The organism is Streptomyces sp. AK02-01A (assembly GCF_033795305.1).
Lineage (GTDB): Bacteria > Actinomycetota > Actinomycetes > Streptomycetales > Streptomycetaceae > Streptomyces.
Map to the genome: position 1 here is coordinate 103,849 of NZ_JARBAE010000017.1, position 11,521 is coordinate 115,369.

The 11,521-nt window shown below is 70.4% G+C and carries 12 protein-coding genes; 8 read left to right on the plus strand and 4 right to left on the minus strand.

Annotation, left to right across the window (positions count from 1 at the left end; translation table 11 throughout):
- Positions 1-7: 7 nt before the first annotated feature.
- The gene (locus PV679_RS18135) at positions 8-1,156 is read right to left on the minus strand and encodes a TOMM precursor leader peptide-binding protein (protein ID WP_319681335.1); all 1,149 of its coding nucleotides are present in this window, start codon (positions 1,154-1,156) and stop codon (positions 8-10) included.
- A 219-nt stretch (positions 1,157-1,375) separates the two neighbouring features.
- Here PV679_RS18135 and PV679_RS18140 point away from each other — a divergent pair, with 219 nt between their 5' ends.
- The 4 genes from PV679_RS18140 (at position 1,376) to PV679_RS18155 (ending at position 5,225) form a co-directional block, all read left to right on the plus strand.
- Positions 1,376-1,999 (plus strand): M48 family metallopeptidase, encoded by a 624-nt coding sequence (locus PV679_RS18140; RefSeq protein WP_319681336.1) that lies wholly within the window; start codon positions 1,376-1,378, stop codon positions 1,997-1,999.
- 155 nt (positions 2,000-2,154) lie between these two features.
- The gene (locus PV679_RS18145; protein WP_319681338.1) at positions 2,155-3,753 is read left to right on the plus strand and encodes a TerD family protein; all 1,599 of its coding nucleotides are present in this window, start codon (positions 2,155-2,157) and stop codon (positions 3,751-3,753) included.
- A gap of 13 nt (positions 3,754-3,766) precedes the next feature.
- Positions 3,767-4,447: an AIM24 family protein gene (locus tag PV679_RS18150; protein ID WP_319681339.1), complete on the plus strand. Its 681-nt coding sequence runs from the start codon at positions 3,767-3,769 to the stop codon at positions 4,445-4,447.
- A 19-nt stretch (positions 4,448-4,466) separates the two neighbouring features.
- Positions 4,467-5,225: an AIM24 family protein gene (locus PV679_RS18155; protein WP_319681340.1), complete on the plus strand. Its 759-nt coding sequence runs from the start codon at positions 4,467-4,469 to the stop codon at positions 5,223-5,225.
- Between the two features lie 56 nt (positions 5,226-5,281).
- Here the strand turns inward: PV679_RS18155 and PV679_RS18160 are convergent, their stop codons facing one another.
- Together PV679_RS18160 and PV679_RS18165 are read right to left on the minus strand one after the other, a co-directional pair.
- Positions 5,282-5,809 carry an NUDIX hydrolase gene (locus tag PV679_RS18160; protein WP_319681341.1) on the minus strand — a complete coding sequence of 176 codons (528 nt, stop codon included), beginning with the start codon at positions 5,807-5,809 and terminating at the stop codon, positions 5,282-5,284.
- Positions 5,806-7,290 (minus strand): zinc-dependent metalloprotease, encoded by a 1,485-nt coding sequence (locus tag PV679_RS18165; protein ID WP_319681342.1) that lies wholly within the window; start codon positions 7,288-7,290, stop codon positions 5,806-5,808. Before PV679_RS18165 ends, PV679_RS18160 begins: the two co-directional genes overlap by 4 nt.
- A gap of 305 nt (positions 7,291-7,595) precedes the next feature.
- Between PV679_RS18165 and PV679_RS18170 the strand changes: the two genes are divergently transcribed.
- From PV679_RS18170 to PV679_RS18185, 4 genes are all read left to right on the plus strand, one after another.
- Entirely contained in the window at positions 7,596-8,708 is a 1,113-nt protein-coding gene (locus PV679_RS18170; RefSeq protein WP_319681343.1) for an SDR family oxidoreductase, read from the plus strand.
- A gap of 70 nt (positions 8,709-8,778) precedes the next feature.
- The gene (locus PV679_RS18175; protein ID WP_319681344.1) at positions 8,779-9,237 is read left to right on the plus strand and encodes a molybdenum cofactor biosynthesis protein MoaE; all 459 of its coding nucleotides are present in this window, start codon (positions 8,779-8,781) and stop codon (positions 9,235-9,237) included.
- A 197-nt stretch (positions 9,238-9,434) separates the two neighbouring features.
- Entirely contained in the window at positions 9,435-9,617 is a 183-nt protein-coding gene (locus PV679_RS18180) for a hypothetical protein (RefSeq protein ID WP_319681345.1), read from the plus strand.
- A 112-nt stretch (positions 9,618-9,729) separates the two neighbouring features.
- Positions 9,730-10,818: a PDZ domain-containing protein gene (locus tag PV679_RS18185; RefSeq protein WP_319681346.1), complete on the plus strand. Its 1,089-nt coding sequence runs from the start codon at positions 9,730-9,732 to the stop codon at positions 10,816-10,818.
- Positions 10,819-10,846: 28 nt separating this feature from the next.
- On the opposite strand, the gene PV679_RS18190 is transcribed toward PV679_RS18185, so the two are convergent.
- Positions 10,847-11,404, minus strand: coding sequence for a PPA1309 family protein (locus PV679_RS18190; protein ID WP_319681347.1), 558 nt, complete (start codon positions 11,402-11,404; stop codon positions 10,847-10,849).
- Positions 11,405-11,521 lie beyond the last annotated feature (117 nt).

Here is an 11,521-nt window from a genome sequence, read left to right on the forward strand (position 1 = left end):
ACGGCGGTTACCCCGCCATTGTGTCGTGCGACACCGCTGCTTCCATGACGTGCTCCCCCTGACTCGTCCCGGCCGCCCCGCAGGGACAGTCCCGGTGCGGCGCGATCCGCTCCGAGCGCCAGTCCAGCAGCGGCAGCGACACCTCCCATCGTGCACCCGTGCTGGCGGGCAGCTCTCCGTCCAGGAACGCCAGAGCATGGGCCGCCGCCAGCCCCGCCACCGTCGTGGCCAGCGCCATGTCGCAGGCCGGTACGGCGCTCGCCCGCCGTCCGGAGCGCCACTGCGCCAGCATCCGCGGCCACCCGGGATCAGCGTCCGCCCGCACCCGCGCCGCACAGCCCGCGCAGGCCGTCCCTCCGGGCAGCACCAGCGGTCCCACCAGGCCGGTCGCCTCGATCACTCCGGTGTAGAGATGAGGGGTCCCGGAGGCGACCCAGGGCTCGGACGCCGCCGGATCGGGCGCGTAGGCCGCCAGCCCGTCCCGGGGCGCGACGACGACCAGCGAGAGAGGCGGCTCGCCCGCTCCTGCCGGCTCCGGCGACTCCGGCGCCCTCGGCGCACGGCCGGGCGCCGACCGGCGGACGAGCTGCCGGACCGCCGCGTCCCGGCGCTCTCCGACGGACCGCGCCGGCAGCCCGGCCGGTGCCACGTCCGACGGCTCCGCGCATCCTCCGTCCAGCACATCGAGCTGCCCCACCCCGGAGGCGGCGAGCACCGCGGCGACGGCCGCACCGACCCGGCCGGCGCCCCGGACCTGCACCCGCATCGCCCGCCGCGCCGCCAGTCGCCTCATCGCCGCACCAGGCTCCCGGTGGATGACGGAGAGAGACGCCAGATCGGGCCGCATCCGGTCGAGAGTGCCTGTCCGCTCCCGGAGCGCTTCGGCCGCCCGGCCGCCGCCGCCCGGGTCGTCGATCAGCCCCGCCGCGGTGAGCCGCTCCACCAGCGAGTCCGCCCGGCCGTCCGGCAGCCCCATGGCGCGGGCCTCCTCCCGCAGCAGCGGCAGCCCGCGTGTCCCGTCGAGCAGATCCAGAAAGCTGCCCGTGGCGGTGTCGAGCGGGCCGACCAGCACCGCGTGGGCGGGCGTGACCCCGAACTGCACCGTCTGCCGCTCGCGCCAGGCCCGCCGGAGCGCGGGCTTCACCATTGGATGCAACGGACCCATCGGATACATATCGGCCTCCCCGTTGATCTTTCCTTGCTCTCTGATCTCTTTGATCCGTGTTCTCAGAATGCAAGGAAGCGGCAGACGGTGCGGAAAGTTATCCACAGCCTCCGGTATTAATCGTTCAAATGACGTCTGTCAGGGAGCGGAACAAGATCGAACCACTCAGGCGGCGGGACTTCCCACGCGCGCAGCGGGTAACGTCGGGGCGTGTCCGCCGATCCTTCCCCTCGCCTCGCGGGGGAGCCGCCGTCTCAGAGCGCCGGAAGTGAACAGCGCGGGGTGACCAAACGCCCGCCGCGCGGTTCAGGGACGAGCGCCGTCGAGGTACGCAGAAGCGCCCGCCGCCGCAGAACGGTCTCGGCGTACCGCGAGGGCGACCGGACCATCGTGCTCATCCCCGCCCGGATGTCGGAGGCCGAGGAGCGGCGCTGGGTGACCGTGATGCTCGACAAGCTCGCCGCCCAGGAGAGCAAGCGGGTCCTCGGTGACAGCGAGCTGACCGAGCGGGCCGAGCGGCTGTCGGCCCAGTATTTCGACGGCAGGGCCAGACCGAATTCCGTCCGGTGGGTGACCAATCAGAACACCCGCTGGGGATCCTGCACCCCGTCCGAGGGCAGCATCCGGCTGTCGCACCGGCTGAAGGGCATGCCGGAGTACGTCGTCGACTACGTGCTTCTCCATGAGCTCGCCCATCTGCTGGTGCCGGGGCACGGGCAGCGGTTCTGGGAGCTGCTGGAGGCATATCCCCGTACCGAGCGCGCCCGCGGCTATCTGGAAGGCGTGGTCGCGGCCGACCGGCTGCCCTATCCGCCCGCCGGTCGCGCGGAATGACAGACTCCGCCTGTTCTTGACAGTCCCGCGGGTCCCGGCAGGGCCACGGAATCAGCGATCCTGTACCGAATGTGTCCCGGCCCGGCTCGATGTCGGAGCCAGCCGCTAGCCTGACGCGACGTATTCATATCCGGGACGGGGGACGGTCGTTACGTATGGCCAGGGAATTCCAGCGCGGACACAAAGCCAAGGTCAGTGATCTCACGGCGGGGACGGATCTCTATGTGGGCGTGCGGATCGCCGCACCCGGGCTGACCTTCGACATGAGCTGCTTCGGCCTCGACGCCGATGAGCGGCTCTCGGACGACCGGTACTTCATCTTCTTCAACCAGCCGAAGTCTCCGGAAGAGTCCATCCAGCTCCTGGGCGCCCAGGCCGGGGACACCGAGTCGTTCCGGGTGACACTGGACCGCGTCCCGGCGGCGATCCACAAGCTCTCCTTCACCGCCACCATCGACGGCGCGGGACAGATGTCGCAGGTCGGTCCCGGGTACATCCGGGTCGTCGCGGGTGGTGAGGAGGTCGTCAGATACGCCTTCGACGGCTCGGAGTTCACCACCGAGCGCGCCGTGATGCTCGGCGACTTCTACCTCAAGGACGTATGGCGGTTCGCCGCTGTCGGCCAGGGCTTCGACGGTGGCCTCGACGCGCTTCTCAAGAACTTCGGCGGCGAGGTCGCCGAGGAGGAGCCGGCCGCCCCGCAGCCGGCCACCGGCGGCCAGATCCCGTCCTTCGCCCCGCCGACGCGGAGTGCCGCTCCGGCCCCGGCCTTCGGTGTCCCGGCCGCTCCGGCACCGCCTCCCGCGCCGTCGTTCGGCGCACCGGCCGGGCCTCCCGCTCCGCCGTCCGCGCCGGTGCATGCCGCGCCGACCGTCGTGGCGCCCATGACCCCGCCGGCCGGCGCCGTGCCGCCGCCCGCCGCTCCGTCCCCGTACGGCGGGCCGACTCAGCACCCGCCATTCGGCCAGGTCCCCGGCCAGACCCCGCCGACTCCGTACGGACAGCCCGCCGCTCCGGCTCCGTACGGACAGCAGCCGCCCGGTCCGCCCCAGGGTGTCGCACAGGGCGTTCCGCGTGGTGTGCCCAGCGGCGGCGCGGGCCTCCAGGCGGCCCTTCAGCCGTACAAGGAACTGCCCACGGGCCAGCGCTGGACCCCGCAGAACGGCCAGCTCATGCGGGTGGACCTCGGTATCGGCGGCGTCCCGGTCCTCGCCCGCCAGGGCAGCATGGTGATGTATCAGGGCAAGGTCGACTTCGGCTACAAGGGCGCCGGTTTCGCGGGCCGTGTCGTCGGCAACGCCACCGGCCAGGAACTGCAGCTCATGCGCTGCACCGGCCACGGCCAGGTGTTCCTCGCCGAAGAGGGCGCGCATCTGCACCCCATCGAGCTGCAGGGCGACGGCATCTGCGTATCCGCGGAGAATGTCCTCGCCTTCGACGAAGGCCTTCAGTACGAGGTCCGCCGTATCGAAGGCCACGGCATCCCGGGCGGTGCTCTGTTCACCATGCTGTTCCAGGGCGCGGGCACCGTCGTCGTGAAGACCCATGGCACCCCGGTGGTCCTGCCGGTCACACCCACGACCTTCGCCGACTGCAATGCCGTCGTCGCCTGGTCGGCCGCGTCCCAGGTGATCCTCTCCAGCCAGGTCAGACTGCGCCGCAACGCCTACCCGGGCCACAGCGGAGAGACCGTGAACCTCCAGTTCCGGGGAGCGCCCGGCAACTTCATCGTCGTCCAGCCGTACGAGGTCTGAGGGAGCCCGGACAATGAATCAGCAGCTCGCGGGCTTCGCCCCGACCCCTGTCGTGGCCCGGATGGAGAACCACGGCCGTTCCATGCTCAAGGTCGCGATGGCCTCGGGCCAGGACCTCTTCGCGCGGACCGGCTCGATGATCGCCTACGAAGGCTTCATCCAGTACGAACCCAATCCGCCCGCGGTCCGTCAGATCGCCTCCCAGTGGGTGACCGGCGAGGGCACGCCCGTCATGAAGTGCGGCGGTGACGGTCTGCTCTACCTCGCGGACTACGGCGCGGATGTCGTCGTCATCAACCTCGACAACGACGCGCTCTCGGTCAACGGCACCAATCTGCTGGCCTTCGACGCGCACCTCCAGTGGGGCGTCGAGCGGGTGAAGGGACTGGCCAAGATCGCGGGCCAGGGCCTGTGGAACGTCCAGATCTCCGGGACCGGCTGGGTCGCTCTGACCTCCCGCGGCACGCCGGTCGTGGTCGACTGCGGTCGCGGTGAGGACGAGACATATGTCGACCCGGACGCCCTGGTCGCCTGGTCCCCGGGGCTCAAGGTGAAGGGCAAGCGGAGTTTCAAGGCGTCCTCGCTGATCGGACGAGGCAGCGGCGAGGCATATCAGATGGCCTTCTCGGGCCAGGGCATCGTGGTCGTACAGCCCAGCGAGGACAGCACCGACCGGCTGCGGATCCAGGGCTGAGGGGGAGCGAGAACACATCATGCAGAGTCCTCTTTTCGCATATACGGAACAGCAGTCCCAGGAGCGGTACACCGTGCAGAACCCGCAGCTCCTGCGGGTCGCGCTGACCGGTCAGGACGATGTCCTCGCCCGCAAGGGCGCGATGGTCGCCTACCAGGGCCTGATCGACTTCGACGGGGAGTACCAGTCGGCCGGTCAGCGCCGGGCCAGAGCGCGCACCGGTGAGGGGCTCGATCTGATGCGCTGCTCCGGGCAGGGCACGGTCTACTTCGCCAATCTCGCCCAGTACATCCATGTCGTGGAGATGGACCACGACGGGATGACGGTGGACAGCGCCTATGTGCTGGCGCTCGACTCCACGCTGCACACCGAAGTCATCGCGGTGGACAGCCAGTACGGCATCTCCGGCTCCGGCAAGTACCAGCTCAATATCTCCGGCCGGGGCAAGGTCGCGCTGATGACCTCGGGCCAGCCGCTGATGATGCGGGTCACTCCGGACACGTACGTCAGCGCGGACGCCGACGCGGTGGTCGCCTGGTCCTCCGCGCTACGGGTGCAGATGCAGGCACAGACGCACTCCTCCGGCGTACGGCGGCGGCGCGGCAACACCGGAGAGGGCTGGGAGCTCAGCTTCCTCGGGCAGGGCTTCGCGCTCGTGCAGCCCAGCGAGGTGCTGCCGCCGCAGCACGCCGCGATCGGCCAGGGCCTCGCGGCGCAGTTCGGTGTCGGCCAGCAGGGCGCGCACGGCCAGAACCAGCACAACGACTGGGGCAGATGATCCGGCACGCCGGGTGGCGGCGGCCTTGGCGAAGGCCGCCGCCGCCCGGCGGTCTCTCAGCCGCGCAGCGCCGCGCGCGTGCGCTCCACCAGTCGTACGACCGAGCCGTCGGCGACCTGTGCCGCCTCCTCGTAGGAGAACCAGCGCAGATCCAGTGACTCGTCGCTGATCTCCTCGACCGCGCCTGTCGGCGCCAGCGCCGCGTACTGGACATCGAGATGCCAGTGGCAGGGCGCCGGAATGGCGTGCCTGTCGAGCTGTACGGGTCCGCCGGGCAGCAGCGTCAGATCCGGGATTCCGGACTCCTCCGTGGCCTCACGCAGCCCGGCCCGCTCCAGCGAGCTGTCGCCGGGCTCGCAGTGGCCGCCCATCTGCAGCCACATGCCGAGCTTCTTGTGCAGGGTCAGCAGGACGCGGCCCCGCTCCGGATCGATCACCAGCGCGCTCGCCGTGAGATGGCCGGCCCCGCAGGACTTCCACATGCCGTCCGGGTGGGCGGCCAGATGATCCAGATAGGTGTCGCGCAGTTCCCGCTGGTCCTCGTACGTCTTCAGTACGAGGACGGCGTCGTCGTGCAGGCTCACTTGTCGGTGTCGTCCTTGTCGTCCTTGTCGTCGGGCTGACCGCTCCGGTCGTCCTTGCGGAGGTTCGGCTTGCCGTCGGTGCCGTCGCTCTCACGGGTCGCGGCGCTGTCACCGCCGCCGTTCGCGGCCTCGCCGAGCATCTTGTCCAGCTCCGAGAAGTCGAGCTGCTCGTGGTGGACAAAGCCGTCCGGGTCGTCGAGGTCGGAAGCGGTCGGCAGCATGTCCGGGTGCTCCCACAGACGGTCGCGCCCGTCGACCCCGCGCGCGTCGGTGAGCGACGCCCACAGCCGCGCGGCGTCCCGCAGCCGGCGCGGACGGAGCTGAAGGCCGATCAGGGTCGCGAAGGTCTGCTCCGCCGGACCACCGGAGGCCCGGCGCCTGCGCAGCGTCTCCCGCAGCGCGTCCGCCGCCGTGAGCCTGGACTTCGCGGCCTCGTGCACCACCGCGTCCACCCAGCCCTCGACCAGCGCGAGCGCCGTTTCGAGCCGGGCCAGCGCGGCCTTCTGCTCGGGCGTGTCCTCCGGCTGGAACATGCCCTGCTGGAGCGCTTCCTGCAGCTCTTCGGGATGAGTGGGGTCGAACTGGCCGACCACGTCCTCCAGCTTGGTCGTGTCGACGGTGATCCCTCGGGCGTAGCCCTCGACCGCGCCGAACATATGCGACCGCAGCCACGGGACATGCGCGAAGAGCCGCTGATGAGCGGCCTCGCGCAGGGCCAGATAGAGCCGGATCTCGTCCTTCGGCACGCCGAGGTCCTTGCTGAACGCCTCGATGTTCAGCGGCAGCAGCGCGGCCTTGCCGGCCGGGCCGAGCGGCAGGCCGATGTCCGTCGAGCCGACCACCTCACCCGCCAGCACACCCACGGCCTGCCCGATCTGCTGGCCGAACATGGCGCCGCCCATCGAACGCATCATGCCGATCAGCGGACCCGCCACGGACTGCATCTCCTCGGGCAGCACCTCACCCATGGCCGTGCCGACCCGCTCCGCCACCGGGTCGACGAGCTGCTGCCACGCGGGCAGGGTCGCCTCGACCCATTCGGCGCGGCTCCACGCCACCGCGGTGTTCGCACCGGACGGCAGCGAGGTCACACCGTCCAGCCACAGATCGGCGAGACGCACCGCCTCATTGACGGCGGAACGCTCCGCCGGCCCGATGCTCGCGTCCTTCGTGCCGTCCGGCGTGCCCTGCGCGACCGTCTGGCGAGCGATCTGCTTGGCCATGTCCCAGTTCACGGGACCGCCCTCGTAACTGAGCATCTGGCCGAGCTGCTGGAAGGCCGCGCCGAGGTCGTTCGGGCTCAGCGAGCCGAACATCGCGGCGAACGGATTGTCGCCACCGCCCGCCCCGCCCGGCAGGCCGAATCCCCCGAAGGGGTTACCGGGACCGCCCTGACCACCTCCGGTGGGGTCCTTCTTCTTGCCGTCGCCGTCCTCCGGCTCCTCCGGCGGAAGGCCGAATCCGAATGGGGTGTCACTCACGGGGTTCCTCGGCTCGTAGGGCCGCCGGTTGCGTACCGGCGGCGGCTGCCCGACTACACCACCAAGCCTAAGCGGCGCCGGGTGGGCAAGAGTGGTATCGCGGGCCCTGGACCGTGCCCGGCTGTGCGGCGTGTCCTGCCTCCGGCTCGCTTCACCTCCGCCTTCCACCGGCGCTGACGGCTCCGACACCCGGGTGGCATCCGGGCTCGATGCTCCGCCGGCCGGTGGCCTGCGGCAGGATGGACGTCTCCTGGTACGGACGCGTTATCCACGTACGTACTGAAGACAACCGCTGGAGACGCCCGGTGAGTTCCCCAGATCCGCAGGTTCGCGCAGCGCGAAACCGCTCAACCCCGACCTCGTCCCGCGGCCCCGTCGTCGCGGTCACCGGCGCCGCCTCCGGCGTCGGTGACCTGCTCACTCGGCGCCTGGTCGCGTCCGAGGAGATCAAGCAGGTCGTCGCCATCGACGAGCGCCGAGGAGAGATCCCCGAGGCGCAGTGGCACATCCTCGACGTCCGTGATCCGGCCATCGCCGAGAAGCTGCGCGGCGCGGACGTCGTGGTGCATCTCGCGCTCGATCTCGACCTGGAGACCGACGCCACCGCCCGTACGGCGTACAACGTCCGCGGCACACAGACCGTCCTCACGGCGGCCGCCGCCGCGGGCGTCCACCGGGTCGTACTGTGCACCTCGGCCATGGTCTACGGAGCGCTGCCCGACAACGACATCCCGCTCTCCGAGGACGCGGAGCTGCGCGCGACGGCGGAGGCCACGGGCGTCGGCGATCTGCTGGAGATCGAGCGGCTGGGCCGCCGGGCGCCCCGCGCGCACCCCGGGCTCAATGTGACGGTCGTACGGCCCGCCGTGCTCGTCGGCGGTACGGACACCGCACTCACCCGCTACTTCGAGTCGCCGCGGCTGCTCGTTGTCGCCGGCTCCCGGCCCACCTGGCAGTTCTGTCATGTCGAAGACCTGGTCAGCGCATTGGAGTACGCCGCGCTGGAGAAGGCCGACGGTGAGTTCGCGGTCGGCTGTGACGGCTGGCTGGAGCAGGAGGAGGTCGAGGAGCTGAGCGGTATCCGCCGCATGGAGCTGCCTTCGGCGGTCGCTCTGGGAGCCGCGGCCAGGCTGCACCGGATCGGCCTCACTCCCTCGCCCGCCGGCGACCTGGCGTACACCATGCATCCGTGGGTGGTCAGTGTCGGGAGGCTGCACGACGCGGGCTGGCGGCCGCGCTGGACGAACGAGGAGGTCCTGGCCGCGCTGCTGGAAGAGGTGGAGGGCCGGCACACCGTCGTGGGCCGCCGTCTCGGCCGCAAGGACGCCACGGCGGCGGGCGCGGCGGGCGCGACCGTGGCGCTGCTCGGCACCGCCGCGCTGGTACGGCGGGCCCGCAAGGCGCGGCGCCGGCTGTAGGAAGCCGAGGAGGCGGGCCGCGCGAAGGCGGTGTTACGCGATGCCGGAGCCGTACGGCACGATGGACCTCATGGCGAGCACGCGTTCCCACCAGGGCGAGCAGGCGGCGCAGGACCCCATCCGTCTTCTGGCGATCCGCGACACCCCATTGACCGTCGACGAGGTCTTCCGCGCGGTCGGGGACGACGCGGCGGGCGGCACGGCTCTCTTCGTCGGTACGGTGCGCAACCACGACGGAGGCGCCGATGTCGACACCCTCGGCTACTCCAGCCATCCGTCGGCGGAGGCCGAGCTGCGGCGCGTCGCGGAGAAGGTCGTCGCCGGGTATCCGGTGCGCGCACTGGCGGCCGTCCACCGTGTGGGTGATCTGGCGGTCGGTGATCTGGCGGTCGTCGTCGCCGTCTCCTGTCCGCACCGGGCGGAGGCGTTCGAAGCCTGCCGGAAGCTGATCGACGACCTCAAGAACGAGGTCCCGATCTGGAAACACCAGAAATTCTCCGACGGCACCGAAGACTGGGTGGGCGCGTAGCGCCTCTTTTTGGAGTGACGGGCAGCGGTCCGGTTTCCGCTTCGCGCGCAGTGTCCCGGTTCATCGCGGATGAAACACGGTTCGTACACGGACGCCCCGATTTGCGTAACTGTCCTCCGGCCAGCAGCGTGGGGATCAGCAGATGGCTAATCTGCTGATTGGTCGGTAGCAGACACTCACGAAGTCGGGAGGTCGGTATGGCCGCGCTCGCCTGGTTGCTGATTCCGCTCTTCGCCGCCATAGGTGCGGCGATATGGGGAAGCTGGGCCGCAAGAGACCGCACCATGGGAGACATAGCCGAGCTGAACGGCTATGCGCGATTCCGGGACGCGATGGAGAAGCCGGACTCCGGTACAGACCCCGCCACAGACCCCGTCTGAGCTGTCCGACGCGCCCGCCGACCGTACGCCGCCGCTGCGACCGCCTGCCGCGTGGCCCCGTACGGCCCGGCCCCAGCGGTGCGTTGTCAGACCCTTCCCGTACTGTCGTTCCATGCCACGCCGCACCGCGACGATGCTCGCATCCACCCTCGTGCTCATCGCGCTGCTCTGCGTGGGAGTGCTCATGAAGGTGCCGTATTCGGAGATGAGCCCCGGGCCGACGGTGAACACACTCGGTGACGCGGGCGGCGAGCCAGTCCTCCAGATCTCCGGTCACAAGACGTACCCGACGTCGGGCAATCTGAATATGACCACGGTCAGGGTCACCGGCGCGGACTACAACATGAACATCGTCGAGGCGGTCTACGGCTGGCTGGCCCACGACGACGTGGTGGTGCCGCACGACACCCTGTATCCGGACGGCAAGACGGAAGAGCAGTCCACCCAGGAGAACGCCGAGGAGTTCAGCCAGTCCCAGGAGAGCGCCAAGGTGGCCGCTCTGCGGGAGCTCGACATCCCGGTGGCGTCGCGCGTCATCGTCTCCTCCGTCCTCAAGGACAGTCCGTCCGAGGGCACGCTGCACGCCGGCGATGTCATCAGGGCCGTGGACGGCTCGGCGGTCCGGGCGCCGGAGGATGTGGCGAAGTTCGTCACCAAGCACAAGCCCGGCCAGGACGTTGTCTTCACCATCGTCCCGGCGGCCGAGGCGAAAGCCGCCGAGAAGGCCGGCAAGGAGCCCACGGCCACCAAGAAGGTCACCGTCACGACGGAGGAGTCCGTCGAGGGCGACCGGGCGGTGGTCGGCATCCAGGCGGGGACGGACCACACCTTCCCGTTCACGGTCGACATCAAGCTGGCCGACGTGGGCGGACCGAGCGCCGGGCTGATGTTCGCCCTCGGCATCGTCGACAAGCTCACGCCGGGCGCGCTCACGGGCGGCAAGTTCGTCGCGGGTACGGGCACGATCGACGACGGCGGCAAGGTCGGCCCGATCGGCGGCATCGAGATGAAGCTGGTCGGCGCGCGTGGCGCGGGCGCCGAGTATTTCCTGACTCCGGACGAGAACTGCGCGGCGGCGGCCTCGGACATCCCGAGCGGCCTGACACTCGTCAGGGTGAAGACCATCGCCGACGCCAAGAAGTCTCTGGACAAGATCCGCGCCGGGGACACGGCCGGTCTGCCGAGCTGTTCGGCAAGCTGACCGGCCGTATCCACCGGAGCGCGGACGGTTACGCCTCGAAGGTGGCGGCCAGCGCCTCGGCCAGCCCCGGGACGAGTCCGGAGCCGGTCAGGACCTCGGTGGCCGAGTCCTTCTCACGCAGCCGCAGCGCCGATTCCCGGGCGCCGTCACGCAGTACGGCCACGGTCATCCGCACCTCCTGACGATCCGGATGGGCGGCGACCCACTCGGCGAGCCCGGACTCGTCGAGCCCTTCCGGTACGGACGCCTCCGCGGACGGCGGCAGCATCAGCCGCTCCACCGTCATCGCGCAGCCCGCCACCGCGCCCGGCCACGCGATCGTGCCGAGGAATTCGTCCAGTGGCGTGCCGGACGGGATCTCGTCCTGCTCGATCGGAGTGAGCGGAGCGACGACTCCGCCGTCGTCGAGACCGAGCTGGGCCGCCAGTTCCGGCTCGTCGGTGCGCAGCCGCTCGGTGTCGACGAGCGCGAAGAGCCGGGCCGGCTGATCCCAGCCGAGTCCCGACGCGTATTCGTCGATTTCGAGCACCGCGCGGGTCAGCGGGCTCGCGGCCATGGGTGTGCCTGAGGGAGAAACGTTGGACATGCTCAATATCCTGCCTCCTTCGGCCCCGGATGCGGGAACTAGGTAAAGCCTCAGTAAGTTGCATCAGTGGGCCCTACGATCGCGGGGCCCGCTCTTACACGCTGAAACACACGACCG

Coding starts and splice junctions, on each gene's coding strand:
- PV679_RS18145 (WP_319681338.1), top strand. CDS start 2,155: ATGGCCAGGGAATTCCAGCGCGGACACAAAGCCAAGGTCAGTGATCTC.
- PV679_RS18150 (WP_319681339.1), top strand. CDS start 3,767: ATGAATCAGCAGCTCGCGGGCTTCGCCCCGACCCCTGTCGTGGCCCGG.
- PV679_RS18155 (WP_319681340.1), top strand. CDS start 4,467: ATGCAGAGTCCTCTTTTCGCATATACGGAACAGCAGTCCCAGGAGCGG.
- PV679_RS18175 (WP_319681344.1), top strand. CDS start 8,779: ATGGCGAGCACGCGTTCCCACCAGGGCGAGCAGGCGGCGCAGGACCCC.
- PV679_RS18180 (WP_319681345.1), top strand. CDS start 9,435: ATGGCCGCGCTCGCCTGGTTGCTGATTCCGCTCTTCGCCGCCATAGGT.
- PV679_RS18185 (WP_319681346.1), top strand. CDS start 9,730: ATGCCACGCCGCACCGCGACGATGCTCGCATCCACCCTCGTGCTCATC.
- PV679_RS18190 (WP_319681347.1), bottom strand. CDS start 11,404: ATGTCCAACGTTTCTCCCTCAGGCACACCCATGGCCGCGAGCCCGCTG.